At 69.1% G+C, this 16,089-nt stretch carries 16 protein-coding genes; 11 read left to right on the top strand and 5 right to left on the bottom strand.

What is annotated here, in order from left to right; translation table 11 throughout:
• The first annotated feature begins 66 nt into the window (after window positions 1–66).
• A complete protein-coding gene (locus tag AAD027_RS11115; protein ID WP_341726095.1) occupies window positions 67–420 on the top strand; it encodes a histidine triad nucleotide-binding protein in 354 nt (117 codons plus the stop codon).
• Between the two features lie 317 nt (window positions 421–737).
• Here the strand turns inward: AAD027_RS11115 and AAD027_RS11110 are convergent, their stop codons facing one another.
• From AAD027_RS11110 to AAD027_RS11095, 4 genes are read right to left on the bottom strand one after another with little or no spacing between them, the layout of a single operon-like run.
• Window positions 738–1,259, bottom strand: coding sequence for a Slp family lipoprotein (locus AAD027_RS11110; RefSeq protein ID WP_341726094.1), 522 nt, complete (start codon window positions 1,257–1,259; stop codon window positions 738–740).
• A 17-nt stretch (window positions 1,260–1,276) separates the two neighbouring features.
• Window positions 1,277–3,223, bottom strand: a complete 1,947-nt coding sequence (locus tag AAD027_RS11105) for a transglutaminase TgpA family protein (RefSeq protein ID WP_341726093.1) — start codon at window positions 3,221–3,223, stop codon at window positions 1,277–1,279.
• Window positions 3,207–4,175: a DUF58 domain-containing protein gene (locus AAD027_RS11100; RefSeq protein WP_341726092.1), complete on the bottom strand. Its 969-nt coding sequence runs from the start codon at window positions 4,173–4,175 to the stop codon at window positions 3,207–3,209. Before AAD027_RS11100 ends, AAD027_RS11105 begins: the two co-directional genes overlap by 17 nt.
• A gap of 3 nt (window positions 4,176–4,178) precedes the next feature.
• Entirely contained in the window at window positions 4,179–5,105 is a 927-nt protein-coding gene (locus tag AAD027_RS11095; protein WP_341726091.1) for an AAA family ATPase, read from the bottom strand.
• A 71-nt stretch (window positions 5,106–5,176) separates the two neighbouring features.
• On the opposite strand from AAD027_RS11095, the gene AAD027_RS11090 reads away from it, so the two are divergent.
• The gene (locus tag AAD027_RS11090) at window positions 5,177–7,018 is read left to right on the top strand and encodes an ArnT family glycosyltransferase (RefSeq protein WP_341726090.1); all 1,842 of its coding nucleotides are present in this window, start codon (window positions 5,177–5,179) and stop codon (window positions 7,016–7,018) included.
• Between the two features lie 148 nt (window positions 7,019–7,166).
• Here the strand turns inward: AAD027_RS11090 and AAD027_RS11085 are convergent, their stop codons facing one another.
• Window positions 7,167–7,736, bottom strand: coding sequence for a Maf family protein (locus AAD027_RS11085; protein ID WP_341726089.1), 570 nt, complete (start codon window positions 7,734–7,736; stop codon window positions 7,167–7,169).
• Window positions 7,737–7,857: 121 nt separating this feature from the next.
• On the opposite strand from AAD027_RS11085, the gene AAD027_RS11080 reads away from it, so the two are divergent.
• From AAD027_RS11080 to AAD027_RS11040, 9 genes are all read left to right on the top strand, one after another.
• Window positions 7,858–8,367, top strand: a complete 510-nt coding sequence (locus AAD027_RS11080; protein WP_341726088.1) for a YceD family protein — start codon at window positions 7,858–7,860, stop codon at window positions 8,365–8,367.
• Window positions 8,368–8,448: 81 nt separating this feature from the next.
• The gene (rpmF, locus tag AAD027_RS11075) at window positions 8,449–8,646 is read left to right on the top strand and encodes a 50S ribosomal protein L32 (protein ID WP_341726087.1); all 198 of its coding nucleotides are present in this window, start codon (window positions 8,449–8,451) and stop codon (window positions 8,644–8,646) included.
• 84 nt (window positions 8,647–8,730) lie between these two features.
• Window positions 8,731–9,726: a beta-ketoacyl-ACP synthase III gene (locus AAD027_RS11070; protein WP_341726086.1), complete on the top strand. Its 996-nt coding sequence runs from the start codon at window positions 8,731–8,733 to the stop codon at window positions 9,724–9,726.
• A 96-nt stretch (window positions 9,727–9,822) separates the two neighbouring features.
• Window positions 9,823–10,611: a BUD32 family EKC/KEOPS complex subunit gene (locus tag AAD027_RS11065; RefSeq protein WP_341726085.1), complete on the top strand. Its 789-nt coding sequence runs from the start codon at window positions 9,823–9,825 to the stop codon at window positions 10,609–10,611.
• A gap of 105 nt (window positions 10,612–10,716) precedes the next feature.
• Window positions 10,717–11,658 (top strand): ACP S-malonyltransferase, encoded by a 942-nt coding sequence (gene fabD, locus AAD027_RS11060; protein WP_341726195.1) that lies wholly within the window; start codon window positions 10,717–10,719, stop codon window positions 11,656–11,658.
• A gap of 113 nt (window positions 11,659–11,771) precedes the next feature.
• Window positions 11,772–12,515, top strand: coding sequence for a 3-oxoacyl-ACP reductase FabG (gene fabG, locus AAD027_RS11055; RefSeq protein WP_341726084.1), 744 nt, complete (start codon window positions 11,772–11,774; stop codon window positions 12,513–12,515).
• A gap of 158 nt (window positions 12,516–12,673) precedes the next feature.
• Window positions 12,674–12,913, top strand: coding sequence for an acyl carrier protein (gene acpP, locus AAD027_RS11050; protein ID WP_014161144.1), 240 nt, complete (start codon window positions 12,674–12,676; stop codon window positions 12,911–12,913).
• Window positions 12,914–13,027: 114 nt separating this feature from the next.
• Window positions 13,028–14,269 (top strand): beta-ketoacyl-ACP synthase II, encoded by a 1,242-nt coding sequence (gene fabF / locus AAD027_RS11045; RefSeq protein ID WP_341726083.1) that lies wholly within the window; start codon window positions 13,028–13,030, stop codon window positions 14,267–14,269.
• A 241-nt stretch (window positions 14,270–14,510) separates the two neighbouring features.
• Window positions 14,511–15,872 (top strand): aminodeoxychorismate synthase component I, encoded by a 1,362-nt coding sequence (locus AAD027_RS11040; RefSeq protein WP_341726082.1) that lies wholly within the window; start codon window positions 14,511–14,513, stop codon window positions 15,870–15,872.
• The last annotated feature ends 217 nt before the right edge of the window (window positions 15,873–16,089 follow it).

Below are 16,089 nucleotides of genomic sequence, written 5' to 3'. Positions count from 1 at the left end.
ATTGGGGATTCGGGATTGGGGGAAAAGCGCTAGGCTAATCTCCAATCCCGAATCCCGAATCCCGTCATGACCGACACGCTGTTCGCCAAGATCATCCGCCGCGAGATTCCCGCCACCATCGTCTATGAGGACGACGACGTGCTGGGTTTCAAGGACATCGCACCGCAGGCGCCGGTGCATGTGCTGTTCGTGCCGAAGAACGAAGCCATTCCCACGCTGGACGACCTGAAGCCGGAGCAGGCGCCGCTGGCCGGCAAGCTGATGCTGGCGGCCGCGGAGTACGCGCGCCGCGAAGGCTTCGCGCAGGACGGCTACCGCGTGGTGATGAACTGCCGCGAGCATGCCGGGCAGACCGTGTTCCACATCCACCTGCACCTGCTGGCGGGCGCGCCGCTGGGACGCTTCGGCACGCCGGGCTGATCTGGCGGTCCAATGGGGTGATGTCGGCCGTACAGGGCCGATTCGTAGTGTGGGGCTGCCACTCGTCCAGGCTTTCCTTGTGGGAGCGACGTCAGTCGCGACGTGCATCAGAAAGCGTTAAGGCTTGGCAGTTCGCCATCCGGGCGCGCTGCGGCGCGTTTGTCCTCATGCACAGGGAGGGCCTACCGGGGCCCGTCGCGACTGACGTCGCTCCCACAATCAAAGCGGGCGGGCCCTGTACGGCCGTTCGGGCAGGACCAAATCCGTGGACACGAAAAAGCCGCTCGGCGAGCGGCTTTTCGTTGCAACCGAACCGGTTACCACCAGCCCCAGCGGCCCCAGCGCGGACCCCAGAACGGGTCGTAGTACGAGTACGGATAGGGATACGGGCGCACTTCGACCTCGCGCACTTCCGGCCACAGGTAGACCACGTCGGCCGCCACGTGCGGCAGCTGGTAGTCGTAGTCGCCGATGCGGGTGGACTCGTAACCGTCGATGCGTCCGACGAAGGTCACCTCGCGGCCCTCGGCGAACACGGCCGGGTCGTAGAAGCCGGCGCGGCAGGCGATGAAGCGGCCGTCGGTGGCGTCCGGCGCGCTGCTCAGCGGCCGGCCGGTGCCCGACAGCGGGCGCGACACCAGTTGGAAGCAGGTGGAGTTCTGTCCCGGCGTGGTGGTGATGATGCGGCCGCCCCAGCGTACCGGCGCGCCCACCTGTGGCGCGGCGACGGAGTCGCGCGGGTTGACCTCGGTGAAACTGCCCTGCAACGGCTTGGGTGCGGTGGCGCAGGCCGCCAGGGTGGCGGCTGCGGCGGCGAGGAATACGGTACGAAGTTTCATGGCCAGTCTCCGGTGAGTCATGGGTGGTGCCGGCGCAGGTCTTCGATCAGTGCGCGGTGATCCCCCTCATTGGCAGCGTAGCGCGCCGCAGCGAAACGGCGGCTGAGCGAGAACAGCACGCTGGCCCCCTGCGGCCGCCTGGCCGCCACCCGGCGCGCCCAGTCGCCGGCGGTTTCATGGGGTTCGCGGGCCAGGCCCAGGCGAGCATAGCGGGCGCCCAGCCGGTGCCAGGCGCGCAGCAGCGGGTCGCGTTCGCGCTCGCCGCGGGCCAGCAGCCAGGCCATCCAGCCCAATGCCAGCAAGGCGAACAGGCCGAACAGCACGCCGAGTCCGCCGCTTCCCAGGCCATGCGCGCCCAGTCGCTCCAGCATGCGGGTCTGCCGGGACGCGTCGAAGCCCAGCACCAGGTCGTTCCAGCCGCGCCGCAGCCAGTCGCTGACGTTGCCGAAGTTGGTCAGGCCCGCCAGTCCGCCCACGCCGCCGGCCAGGGCGCGGTCTTCCAGGGTGTCGTAGATGCGCTCCGGCGCCACCGCGGCGGTCGGGTCCACGCGGACCCAGCCGCGCTCCGGCAGCCAGACTTCGGTCCAGGCGTGCGCGTCCAGCTGGCGCACGATCCAGTACCCGCCCAGCGGGTTGTAGATGCCGCCGGTGTAGCCGGTGACCACGCGCGACGGCACGCCGGCCGCACGCATCAGCACCACGAACGCGGAGCTGAAGTGTTCGCAGTAGCCCTGCTTCTGGTCGAACAGGAATTCGTCCACCGCATGGCGCCCCGGCAACGGCGTGTCCAGCGTGTAGGCGAACTCGGCGCGGATCCACGCCAGCGCGCGATCGACCAGCGCGGCATCGTTGGCGCCCGCTTCCCGCCGCCACTGCGCGGCCAGGGCGCGGGTGCGCGGATTGGAATCCTGCGGCAGTTGCAGCGCCTGCTGCCGCAGCGCCTGGGGCAACTGCGGGTCGAACCGCGACGGGGGCGCGGAGCGCATCCGCCACCGCGTCAACGAACTCAGTGGCACGCGCACGCGCATGGCGTAGTCCATCGAGAGCTGCGCGCCCTCCGGAACCGTCGTCGGCAGGTCCAGCGCCACCAGTTGCCGGCGGTCGGTGGGTTCCACCTCGATCTGGTAGTCCCAGGCCGTGTTGTCCGGAGTGACAGGGGCGGGGGGGAGGGTCCGCAACCAGGGCGATGGGGTCCAGCTGCGGCCATCGAAATCCCACAGCACCGGCCCGCGCCAGTACATCTGGTCGGTCCTGGGCGTGGCGCCGAAGAACTGCACCCGCAGTGCAGGGGACTCGTCGGTCATCAGGTCCAGCCATCCGCCAGGCGTCATTTCGTCGCTGAGTCCCGGTCGCGCCAGCGCACGCTCGGGCACGCCCCACAGGGGCGAGGAGAAGCGGGGGAACAGCCAGAACGCCGCCAGCATCAGCGGCAGCCCGATCACCACCAGCTTGCCGACCAGGCCAAGCCGGCGCAGGGGCGGTGGGCCGTCGGCGATGGCATCCGCCTCGGCGTCGGCCAGCCGCTGCAGCGCCACCAGGCCGCTCAGCACGCCCAGCAACCCCAGCGACATCGTCAGCGGCCCCTGGTCCAGCAGGAAGGCCGCGAACGGCGCGAACATCGCGAACCCCAGCAGGCTGCGGCTGTCGCGCAGGCTGCTGGTCTCGGTGGGCTTGATGGCCAGCATCGCCGCCAGCAGCGCGCAACCGGTGTCGCGGCCGAAGCGCAGCCCCGTCACCGACAGCACCGCGGCCATCATGGCCGTGGCCAGGACAATGCGGAGCAAGACGGGCAACGGACGACGCCAGGCCGCCGCCGCCATCACGGCGGCGGTGGCGCCCAGTCCCCAGGCCAGCGAGGCGGGCAGCTGCACCAGCAGGCTCAGCAGGCAGACGGCCGCCGTCGCCAGCGTCCATAGCCGGCTGCCGGTATCCAGGGCCACGTTGGCGTCAGCGGGTTTCGGCATGGGGCAACAGCGCCAGCGCGCGCAGGCAAAGGTGGCGGTGCGCCGCACCGTGAGACGGCCCCAGCGGCGGTTGGCCGGGCAGGGCCAGCCGATAGCGGCGCCCTTCGCGTTCGGCCAGGTCCACCCAGTGCGCCAGCCGGCGGATGCGGTGCTCGTAGGGCAGGGCGGACAGGCTGTGCCAGTCCAGCGGCACTTCCGCTCCCAATGGCTGTTCGTACTCGCGCACCAGCAGCGTGTCGCGGCGCGCGGTGGGTTTCCACGCGATCGCGCGCCGCGCGTCGCCGGGGCGATAGGCGCGCAGGTGGTGCACGTCATCGCCGGCGGGATGCAGGCGCGACTGCATGCCCGTGCCCTTGCCTTCCGGCAGCGGTGGACCTTGCGGTTCCGGTTGCGGATAGACCAGCAGCGGCGTGGAAGGCCACACCCAGGCCCAGGCGCGGGCCAGCCCCAACGGCTGCGTGGTGGACAGGCGCACCCGGTCGAGGTCGAGCCAGCCACGTCGTTGTGTAGGCAGCGACAGCTGCGCCACCACGCCTTCGCCCGAAAGCACCGGAGCGAAGCCATGCACGTCGCGGGCATCCAGCCGCAGCCCGCGGCGCACGCGTCCGTCGCGGGCCGCCAGGGCGACGTGCACCAGCAAGGGAGAGCCGGCGGCGACGGGCTCGGCCGAGATCGCCTCCACCCGCAACCCCGCCAGTTGCAGGTGCGCGGCGATCAGGCTGGCCATGGCGGTGGCGGCCAGCAACAGCGCCAGCAGCAACGCGGGGTTGTTGTTGTAGTTCAGCGCCCCCAGCAGCATGGTGGAAAGCAGCGCGGCGAAGAACAGCCCGAATCGCGTCGGCAGCACGTAGATCCTGCGCCGGTCCAGTTGCACGGGCAGTGTTTCCGGCTGGCGCGGCCGCGCCAGCAGCGCGAACCGCCGGGCCCATGCCGCGCGTGGCGTATCCGCCACGGTTCAGTCCACCGGCACGGCGTGCAGGATGGCCTTGGCCAGCGCCGCGGCCGAGGACGACTCGGCTTCGGCCACCAGCCGGTGCGCGGCGACGGCGGCGAACAGCGCCTGCACGTCCTCGGGCAATACATGGTTGCGGCCCAGCAGCAGCGCGTAGGCGCGCGCCGCGCGCAGCAGCGCGATGCCCGCGCGCGGCGACAGGCCGACGCGCACCCCCGGATGCTGCCGGCTGCGCGCCAGCAGCGCCTGCACGTAGCCGATCAGCGCATCGCTGGCATGCACGGCGTCGACCGCCTGGCGCAGCGCCAGCACGTCCTCGGAGGACAGCAGCGGCATGGCCTGGGCGATCAGCATGCGGCGGTCGCTGCCGGACAGCAGTTCGCGCTCGGATTCCGCGCTCGGATAGCCCAGCGCCAACCGCAGCAGGAAACGGTCCAACTGCGAATCCGGCAGCGGGTAGGTGCCGGACAGGTCCACAGGATTCTGCGTGGCGATGACGAAGAACGGCTCCGGCAGCGCATGGGTCACGCCGTCCAGGGTGACCTGGTGTTCCGCCATCGCTTCCAGCAACGCGCTCTGGGTGCGCGGCGGCGCGCGGTTGATCTCGTCCGCCAGCAGCACGTTGGCGAACACCGGGCCGGGGTGGAAGGTGAAGGCGCGCGCCTGCGCGTCGTAGACCGACACGCCCAGCACGTCGGCCGGCAGCAGGTCCGAGGTGAATTGCACGCGCTGGAAGTTCAACCCCAACGTCGCGGCCAGCGCGTGCGCCAGCGTGGTCTTGCCCAGCCCGGGCAGGTCCTCGATCAGCAGGTGGCCGTCGGACAGCAGCGCGACGAAGGCCAGCCGCACCTCGTGCGCCTTGCCCAGCACCAGCGAGTTGACCTGCGCCTGCGCGCGCTTGAGGGCGTCGCCGAGGGCATCGGATAGCATAGGGCGGGTGCTGGGAATGGCGGACATCGCGCTCTCGGTTTCCGATCGTGGGTTCAGGGAAGTGTAGCGAGATGCAGGAAGAACAACGCGCCAGGCAATGGTTCATCGCGCTCTGGGTGGCCGCGACTGTGATCAAGGTCGTGATTGCCGCACGGCTGCCGTTGTTCGTGGACGAAGCGTTCTACTGGCAGGAAGGCCGGCACCTGGCCGCCGCCTATTCCGACCTGCCCGGGCTCACGGCATGGTTGACGCGGCTGGGCACCGTCGTGGGCGGCGACCACGTGCTGGCCTTGCGCGCGCCGTTCCTGCTGCTGGCCGCGCTTTTGCCGTGGCTGGTGGCGCGCGGCACCGCGCACTGGTTCGGTGCCGCGGCGGGCTGGCAGGCCGGGACGCTCACGGTGTTGATGCCGCTGTCGGGCACGCTGGGACTGCTGGCGCTGCCCGACGTGCCGATGGCGGTGGCCGCCGTGCTGTGCGCCGACGCCGGCGCGCGCCTGCTGCGCGAGGCGGATGCGATGTCCGCCGCCGAACTGGCGCTGGGGCTGGTGATCGGCGGATTGAGCCACTACCGCTTCATCGGCGTGATCGGCGTGGGCCTGCTGGCGCTGCTGTGGTTGCCGGAAGGCCGCCGCCTGTTGCGCGATGCGCGCGTATGGGTGGCGCTGGCGTGCGGCGTCGCCGCTTGGGCGCCGTTGCTGGCCTGGAACCTGGAATACGCCGACGCCGGCCTGCGCTTCCAGTTGCTGGACCGTCATCCCTGGGCGTTCCATGGCGACGGCGCGCGGTTCCTGCTGGTGCAGGCGGCGATGGCCACGCCGCTGCTGTTCTGGGCGATGCTGGTGGCATCGGTGCGGGGATTGCGTGGCGGCGGTCCTTCGTTGCCGCAATGGCGTTACTTCGCATTGCTGGGCGCCGTTTCCACGTTCGGTTTCTTCGTGCTCGGCTTCTTCGCCGATGACGAGCGCGTCAGCTTCCACTGGCCGTTGCCCGGCTATCTGGCGCTGCTGATGGCGGTGCCCCTGTTGCTGCGGGAATGGCCGTCGGCGTGGCGCAAGGCGACATGGGGGCTGGCGGGCATCGGCGCGGTGTTGATGCTGGGTTATTACCTGGCGGTGTCGGTGCCTGGCCTGCGCGCGCAGCTGGCCGGCGACAAGTACTACCCGTCCAACTTCGCGGGTTGGAATGAGTTGGCGGAGGAAGTGCGCAAGGCCCGCGAACGGCTTCCCGCCGGCACCACGCTGCTGGCCGACAACTTCAAGACCGGGGCGGAACTGGGTTTCGCGCTGGGCGATGCCGACATCCCCGTGCTGGACCACCCGCTCAACCACAAGCATGGCCGCGCCCCGCAGCTGCAACTGTGGAAGCTGCAGCACGATGGCCAGCGCAGCGCGCCGGCGTTGCTGGTGGTGGGGGCGACCGACGTGAAGTTCAGCGCCCTGCTTGCCCACTACCAGGCGCTGTGCCGGATGGTCGGCCCGTTGCCGCCGCCGCAGGTGGTGAACATCGACCACGGCGCGCGCCGTTTCCTGCTGTTCGCGTTGCCGGCGCAGCGCGCGGAAGGCGAATGCACCACGCCGGTCGTCGCCAATATAGATGCGCCTGAGGTCGGCGCGAGGGTGCCGAAGCGCTTCACGGTCAGCGGCTGGGCGGTGAAGGACGTGGCGGGCGTGCGTCGGGTAGAGGTGACGCTGAATGGCCGCGTGGTGTCGCAGGCGCAGGATGCCGGCGCCAACGAATGGCTCGGCGGCTTCCTGAAGGACGGCTCGCGCGATCCGCGCATGCCGCGGGTGCAGTTCAAGGCCGAGGTGGACGCCAGCGCGTTTCCCGCGGGACGCCATTGGCTGGGCCTGCGCATCACCGGCGGCGACGGCAGCGAGGAGGAATGGGCGGAGCAGCCGGTGGTGCTGGAATAGGGCGCGCTGGCCTCGAAGCCTGTTCACGATCTCGATAAGCGCGGCCGGTAGTCGAGAAAAAAGACCCCTCATTCCGGCTTGACCAGCCATTCGGCTGTTGAAAGCCGCCGGAATGACGAACTCCTTTTTCGAGATCGTGAACAGGTTCTCAGGGCAGCTCGAAACCCGCTTCCCGCAACATCCGCGCCAGTGCGATCAACGGCAGCCCCACCAGCGCGGTGGGATCCTTCGACTCGATGGCGTCGAACAGCGCGATGCCCAGTCCTTCGGCCTTGAAGCTGCCGGCGCAGTCGAACGGCTGCTCGGCGTCCACGTAGCGCTCGATCTCCTCCGGCGTCAGCGTGCGGAAGCGCACCGTGGTCGTGTCCAGCGCCTCCAGCGCCTGCTCGTCGCGCGCCAGGCAGACGGCCGTGTGAAAATGCACCTCGCGTCCCGACATGGCGGCCAACTGCGCGATGGCGGCGTCGCGCTGGCCGGGCTTGCCCAGCGGCTGGCCGTCCAGTTCGGCGGCCTGGTCCGAGCCGATCACCCAGGCCTCCGGCTGCTGCCGGGCGATGGCCCCGGCCTTGGCCCGGGCCAGCCGGGCGGCCAGCGCCGCGACGCTTTCGCCCGGCAGCGCCGCCTCGTCCACCTCCGGCCGCGCGATATGGAACGGCAGGCGCAGTCGTTCCAGCAGTTCGCGGCGGTAGCGGGAGGTCGAGGCGAGCAGCAGGGGCATGGGGGCGGTCGGGTCGGCAGGGGGCGGGGAGTCTGCCGGGTGCGGGGCTGGCCGGCAAGCCATGCTGCGGTGTGGTGCCCGTTTGACAGCTCGGCGTTCCATCCTTAACATTCAGCGGCTTATGTCCGCGAATACGCCCGAGATGTTGGATGCTTGGCGCATGGTCGCGGCGCGGCGCAGTTTCGAAGGTCGCCTGCCGTTGTCCGCCATGACGCGCCTGCAGGGCCTTCTGGTCGATACCGAAGGCGAGGATGTGCGCTACGCGATCGAGTTCGATCGCGATGCGCTGCAAGTGCCGTATGTCGAGTTGCGAATCGACGCCGGCCTGCCGCTGGTCTGCCAGCGCAGCCTGCAGCGGTTCGTGTTGCCGGTCGGCATCACCCAGCGACTGGGCCTGGTGCGGGACGAAGCGGAGGAATCCGCGCTCCCGCCCGGCTACGAGGCGCTGCTGGTGCCGGAAGACGGCATGCTGCGGCCGGCCGAGCTGGTCGAGGACGAACTGGTCCTCGCCGTGCCGGTGGTGGCGGTGTCGCCCGGGTCGGAAGCGGTGGAACGCGACTGGCCCGCGCAGGAAGAGGAATTGGCCAAGGCCAGCCCGTTCGCGGCGCTGTCCTCGCTGAAGAAGAACTAGCCGCTGCGGCGGTCTGGCAAGACGAATCGCAAGGTTCATTTCAAGATCGGTTCATTACAAGTTTAGAGCTGGAGCAATCCCATGGCTGTGCAGAAATCCCGCGTCACCCCGTCCCGCCGTGGTCAGCGTCGCTCGCACGACGCGCTGACCGCCAAGCAGCTGTCCACCGACCCCACCACCGGCGAGATCCACCTGCGCCACCACGTGACGGCCGACGGCTACTACCGCGGCAAGAAGGTCATCGCCACCAAGACCAATTCGGTGGTCGAGGAAGATTGATCCGTGCGGCGCGCCCCTGCGGCGCGCCATCCGCATGATCAACGACAGCCAGGGCCCCGCCGTGGGCCAGCAATGGGAGCGTGCATGAGCGAGCCGGGTAACAAGGGGCGCATTTATGCGCGCATCGCCGGAACGGGCAGCTATCTGCCCGAGAAGGTGCTGACCAACGAGGATCTGTCCAGGCTGGTGGATACCAGCGACGAATGGATCCAGTCCCGTACCGGCATCCGTGAGCGCCACATCGCCGCCGACGGCGAAACCGCCGGCGACCTGGGCTACCACGCCGCCGTCCGCGCGCTCGAGGCCGCGGGCGTCGATGCGTCGGAAATCGACCTGATCGTGGTGGGCACCACCACGCCCGACCTGATCTTCCCGTCCACCGCCTGCCTGATCCAGGCGCGGCTGGGCGCGGGCGGCTGTGCGGCGCTGGACGTCAACGCCGCCTGTTCGGGCTTCATCTACGCGCTCAGCGTGGCCGACAAGTTCATCCGTTCCGGCGACGTCAAGACCGCGCTGGTCATCGGCACCGAGACCCTCAGCCGCATCGTCGACTGGACCGAGCGCACCACCTGCGTGCTGTTCGGCGACGGCGCCGGCGCGGCGGTGCTGAAGGCCGACGCCGAGACCGGCGTCCTCAGCACCCACCTGCATGCCGATGGCAGCAAGAAGGAACTGCTGTGGAACCCGGTGGGCGTGTCCGCCGGCTTCAAGCCGGAAGAGCCCAACAACGGCATCCGCATCAACATGAAGGGCAACGACGTGTTCAAGTACGCCGTCAAGGCGCTTGATTCCGTCGTCGACGAGACGCTGGAAGCCAACGGGCTGGACAAGCACGACCTGGACTGGCTGATCCCGCACCAAGCCAACCTGCGCATCATCGAGGCCACCGCCAAGAGGCTGGACATGTCGATGGACCAGGTGGTGGTCACCGTGGACAAGCACGGCAACACCTCGTCCGGTTCGGTGCCGCTGGCGCTGGACACCGCGGTGCGCTCCGGCCGGGTGCAGCGCGGCCAGTTGCTGCTGCTGGAGGCCTTCGGCGGCGGCTTCACCTGGGGCTCGGTGCTGCTGCGCTATTGACGCGGGCGCAGCGCTCCCGCTGCGCGGCTGAATGCCGGATTATCGTGATATCGATCACAAGCGCCCATCGGCTGCGATAGGCGTTATTTTATCGTTATGGTCGAAGCCATCACGCTCGCCGGCCGCCGCGCCTGGCTGAAGAAATACGGTACCCACCACCGGGGCGCCGCGCTGCGCATGCTCGACGGACTGGCCACGCGGATGGACATGACCGCGTTGCGGCCGCCGCCGCACTACGACGGCGAACAGGCCAAGCAGACCGAGGCCCGGCGCCTGGCCGAACTGCGCGCGCAGGACATCCTCGTGCCGGAAGTGCTGGGGGAAGGCAAGGCGTCGCTGATCCTCGGCGACCTGGGCGAATCGCTGTCCGCCCGGATGCGCGAAACGGCCCACGACGGCGCGCGCCTGGACGAACTCACGCTTGCGGCCGCCGGCGCCATCCGCCAGGCGCATCGCGCCGGCGCCTATTTCGGCCAGCCGGTACCGCGCAACATGACGTTCGATGGTGCACGCATCGGCTTCATCGACTTCGAGGAAGATCCGCTGGAAGTGATGTCGCTGGAACAGGCGCAGGCGCGCGACTGGCTAATGTTCAGCTATGGCGCCGCCAAGTACTACGACGACAGGCCGCAGGCATTCGCCGAACTGCTGCGGCGCCCCCTGGGCGAAGAGCCTGACGCAGTGAGCGCGCACGCCCACCATGTCGCCGGAAAGCTGCAGAAACTGGCGCGCCTGAGCCGTCATCTGGGCACTTCCGCGCGCTCGCTGGCGCACGCGATCCTGGTCGTGCATGCGGCGACCACCTTCACGCTGATGCTGTCCGTGTTGCTGCTGTTCGACTGGTTCAGCGATGGCGACCTGGATCTGTTGCAAGCGCTGATCTGACCGGCGTCGCGGCGCCGCGCATACGCACCAGTACAGACGCAGGCCCGGATTCGGCCGTATCATGCGCGGCCTGTTTCCGTAGCGGATGATCGCGTGACCGACTCGATGCCTGTCCTTTCATTGGCCTTCGTCTTTCCCGGCCAGGGTTCCCAGTCGCTGGGCATGCTGGCCGAACTGGCCGAACTGCATCCGGTGGTCCGCGAGACCTTCGCAGAAGCCTCCGAAGGCGCCGGCACCGATCTGTGGGCGCTGTCCCAGGGCGGCCCCGAGGAAATGCTCAACCGCACCGAATACACCCAGCCCGCGCTGCTGGCCGCCGGCATCGCCGTGTGGCGCGCGTGGGGGCGGCAGGGCGGTGCGCAGCCGTCGCAGCTGGCCGGCCACAGCCTGGGCGAATACACCGCGCTGGTCGCCGCCGGCGCGCTGTCGCTGCGGGACGGCGCGCACCTGGTGCGCCTGCGCGGCCAGCTGATGCAGGACGCCGCGCCGCAGGGCGTCGGTGCGATGGCCGCCGTGCTGGGCGCCGAGGACGCGCTGGTGGCCGAAGTCTGCGAGCAGGCCTCGAGCAGCAAGGTCGTGGTGCCGGCCAACTTCAATTCGCCCGGCCAGATCGTCATCGGCGGCGATACCGAAGCGGTGGACCGTGCCATCGCATTGTTGACCGAACGCGGCGTGCGCAAGGTGGTCAAGCTGGCCGTCAGCGTGCCCTCGCACACGCCGCTGATGCGCGAAGCCGCCAACCGCCTGGCCGAAGTGATGGCCGGCTTGGCGTGGCAGATGCCGTCGTTGCCGGTGGTGCAGAACGTCGATGCGAAAGTGCATGACGGCGTCGATGCCATCCGCGACGCCCTGGTGCGCCAGTTGTATCTGCCGGTGCGCTGGACCGAATGCGTGCAGGTGCTGGCCGGCAACGGCGCCACCCGCATCGTGGAATGCGGCCCGGGCAAGGTGCTCGCCGGCCTGGTCAAGCGCATCGACAAGTCGCTGGATGCGCGCGCCATCGGCGGCGTGGGCGACTTCCAGTCCGCGCTCGCCGACTGGCAATGAATGCTTCGCCACGGATCGCGCGGATGAACGCGGATGGAAGCAAGCCCGTATAAACGGCTTTATCCGTGGTTATCCGCGCAATCCGTGGTCAAAACAGTTTCGAGGACATCGCAATGAGCAAACCCCTGCAGGGTGAAATCGCGCTGGTCACCGGCGCCAGCCGCGGCATCGGCGCCGCCATCGCCGACGAACTGGCCGCCCAGGGCGCCACCGTCGTCGGCACCGCCACCACCGCTTCCGGTGCGCAGGCCATCGGCGAGCGCCTCGCCGCTGTCGGCGGCCATGGGCGCGAACTCGACGTCACCGATGGCGCCGCGGTCGATGCGCTGATCGATGCGGTCGGCAAGGAATTCGGCGGCATCTCCATCCTGGTCAACAATGCCGGCATCACCCGCGACAACCTGCTGATGCGGATGAAGGAGGAGGACTGGCAGGCCATCCTGGATACCAACCTCACCAGCGTGTTCCGCACGTCCAAGGCGGTGATGCGCGGCATGATGAAGGCGCGCAAGGGCCGCATCATCAACATCGCCTCGGTGGTCGGCGTCACCGGCAACGCGGGGCAGGCCAATTACGCGGCGGCGAAGGCCGGCATCATCGCCTTCTCCAAATCGCTGGCCAAGGAAATCGGCAGCCGCGGCGTCACCGTCAACGTCGTCGCGCCTGGCTTCATCGCCACCGACATGACCAAGGACCTGCCCGAGGAATCCAGGCGGGCGCTGTCGCAGCAGATCGCGCTGGGCCTCCTGGGCGAACCGTCCGACATCGCGCATGCGGTGGCGTTCCTGGCCGGCCCGGCCGCCAGCTACATCACCGGCGAGACGCTGCACGTCAACGGCGGCATGTACATGCCGTAGGCAAGTCGTATCAGGAAGCGGCTGTAAGTCGTTGATTCAATGGTGATTGGCGAGGCCTGCCCGTCGCCGGCGGTTTCCACTACACTATCCACCGGTTTGCCATCGCCCCACCGTGGCAATCTCCTACAAGTCACCCAATCTCCGTCTGGAGCGAATCCATGAGCAGCATCGAAGAACGCGTCAAGAAAATCGTCGTCGAACAACTCGGCGTTAAGGAAGAGGAAGTCACCACCAGCGCATCGTTCGTCGATGACCTGGGCGCCGACTCGCTGGACACCGTTGAACTGGTGATGGCGCTGGAAGAAGAGTTCGAGTGCGAGATTCCGGACGAGGAAGCCGAGAAGATCACTTCGGTGCAGCAGGCCATCGACTACGTCAAGGCGCACGTCAAGGCGTAAGTCCCGCGTCCGCGAGGAACCGTGTCGGGGCCGCGCATGCGGCCCCGCGCGTATCCGGCCCCCATCCGCCTGCGTACTGCGCACGGCGGCAGCAAGGATCCACAGGAGTCCGCTATGAGCCAGCGTCGTCGCGTCGTCGTTACCGGTATGGGCTTGGTCTCGCCCCTGGGCAACGACATGGCCACCAGTTGGGACGGCATCGTCAACGGCCGTTCGGGCATCGGCCCGGTCGAGTCGTTCGATGCGTCCGCCTACACCACCCGGATCGCCGGCGAGATCCGCAATTTCGATCCCGCCGCCTTCGTGTCGCCCAAGGACGCGAAGAAAATGGACCCGTTCATCCACTACGGCATCGCCGCCTCGTTCATGGCGCTGGACGATTCCGGGCTGGAGATCACCGAAGCCAACGCCGAGCGCATCGGCGCCATCGTCGGTTCCGGCATCGGCGGCATCCACGGCATCGAGGAACAGACCATCAGGATGCACGAAGGCGGCCCGCGCAAGGTCTCGCCGTTCTACGTGCCCAGCACCATCATCAACATGCTGCCCGGCCAGCTGTCGATCCTGAAGGGCATCAAGGGCCCCAGCTTCTCGGTGGTCTCGGCCTGCGCCACGTCCAACCACTCCATCGGCGTGGCCATGCGCGCCATCCAGTACGGCGATGCCGACGTGATGGTCGCCGGCGGCGCCGAACTCGGCTCCTCGCCGACCTCGATGGCCGGCTTCTGTTCGATGAAGGCCATGTCCACCCGCAACGACGCGCCGGCCAAGGCCTCGCGCCCGTGGGACAAGTACCGCGACGGCTTCGTGCTGGGCGACGGCGCCGGCGTGCTGATCCTGGAAGAGTACGAACACGCCAAGGCGCGCGGCGCGCGCATCTACGCGGAGCTGGCCGGCTTCGGCGCCAGCTCCGACGCGCACCACATGACCGCGCCCAGCGAGAACGGCGAGGGCCCGGCGCGTTGCCTGGTGGCCGCGCTGAAGGATGCCGGCATCAATCCCGAGCAGGTGGAATACCTCAACGCGCACGGCACCTCCACGCCGCTGGGCGACCTGGCCGAGACGCTGGCGCTGAAGCGCGCGCTGGGCGACCACGCGTACAAGATCATGGTCAGCTCCACCAAGTCGATGACCGGCCACCTGCTGGGCGCGGCCGGCGGCGCGGAAGCCATCTTTTCCGTGCTGGCGATCCACCACGGCATCGTCCCGCCGACCATCAACCTGGACGAGCCGGGCGAAGGCTGCGACCTGGACTACGTGCCGCACACCGCGCGCCAGAAGAAGATCGACATCGCCGTCTCCAACGGCTTCGGCTTCGGCGGCACCAACGGCACGCTGGTGTTCAAGCGCATCTGATGCGTTGGCCTCTTCCCCGCATGCGGGGAAGAGGCTGCCCCGTACTCGACATGGGTGCATGAGAAGCTTGCCCCGGGCCTGGTCCGGGGACGGAGGGGGCTGCGGAGTCCAACCCCTTTGATGCATTCCGGACCCGGGCAACATCCTTTACGTCATCCCGGCGAAGGCCGGGACCCAGCGACTCAGGCTTTACCCGAACAACAAGGCACTGGGTCCCGGCGTTCGCCGGGATGACAAAGCGATGATCGAAACCCGCGCCCTTCCGCCCGACACCGACCTGCTGGCCCTGCACCGAGGGGATCCGCGCCGCTATCCCGTGCTGCTGGAATCGGTGGCCTCGGGCACCGCGCAGGGGCGTTGGGACCTGCTGCTGGTGGCCGATGGCGGCGGCCTGCGGCTGGATGCCGATGGCATCACCCGCGACCTGCGCGGCAATGTGGAGCCGGGCGATTTCCTTGCCGTGCTCGACCGCCATTGGCAGGCGCGGCGCATCGCGCGCGAAGAACCACGCTGGCCGTTCCGCGGCGGCTGGGCGCTGCTGTTGGCCTACGAACTGGCGCAGCAGGTGGAACCCGTGCTGCGGCTTGCACAGGGTCCCGCCACGCAACCCGTCGCGCTCGCGCTGCGCTGCCCCGCTGCGGTGCTGCGCGATCGCAGCACCGGCGACTGCGTGGCGGTGGCCGAGGCGGGGCAGGGCGGCCTGACCGCCACCATCGCCGACGACGTCGCCACCGCGGCACGACTGCCCGCATTGCCGGCGTGGCGGCCGCCCGCCCGCATCGACGAGGACGAACCGCGGCGCTTCACCGACGGCGTGCAGCGCATCCTCGACTACCTGCGCGCCGGCGACATCTTTCAGGTGAACCTGTCGCGCGCGTGGCGTGCGCATTTCGACGCGCCGCTCGATCCCGCCGCGCTGTACGCGCGCCTGCGCACCGCCAATCCCGCACCGTTCGCCGGCCTGTTCGCGGCACCGGACTGGACCGTGGTCAGTTCCTCGCCCGAGCGGCTGGTGTCGGTGCGCGGCGACGTGGTGGAAACCCGCCCGATCGCCGGCACCCGCCCTCGCTTCCCCGGCGACGACGATGCGGCACGGATCCGCGAACTGGTCGGCCACCCGAAGGAACGCGCCGAGCATGTCATGCTGATCGACCTGGAACGCAACGACCTGGGCCGCGTCTGCACGCCCGGCAGCGTGCAGGTGGACGAGCTGATGACCGTGGAGAGCTACACCCACGTCCACCACATCGTCAGTAACGTGCGAGGCCACCTGCGCGGTGATGCCACGCCCGGCGACGTCATCCGCGCCACCTTCCCCGGCGGCACCATCACCGGCTGCCCCAAGGTGCGCTGCATGCAGATCATCGCCGAACTGGAACAGGTTCCGCGCGGCGCCTACACCGGCGCCTTCGGCTGGCTCAACCGCGACGGCGACCTGGACCTGAACATCCTGATCCGCAGCGCCGAGATCGTCGCCGACGGGACCGGCAGCGTAGCGCGCTTCCGTACCGGCGCCGGCATCGTCGCCGATTCGATCCCGGACAAGGAGCTGGACGAGACGCGGGCCAAGGCGCGTGGCGTGCTGAAGGCGCTGGAGGGCTGAGCCTGAGGCCATGGAACGGTGAGAGCCCCTCCCCCGTTTACGGGGGAGGGCAGGGTGGGGGCATTCGAAGCACGCACACTTACACCGGCGCGGACATACTCGAAGTCGATGACCATCGGCTTCGGCATGATGGATCGTGTGTTGAACCGCGCACCTTCGTCGCGCCCCCACCCCAGCCCTCCCCCGCATTGCGGGGGAGGGGGCAGGCTGCGAACTG

It is taken from the genome of Pseudoxanthomonas putridarboris (assembly GCF_038321125.1).
Classification (GTDB): Bacteria; Pseudomonadota; Gammaproteobacteria; order Xanthomonadales; family Xanthomonadaceae; genus Pseudoxanthomonas_A; species Pseudoxanthomonas_A putridarboris.
This window is presented reverse-complemented; position numbering and strand designations above follow the sequence as displayed.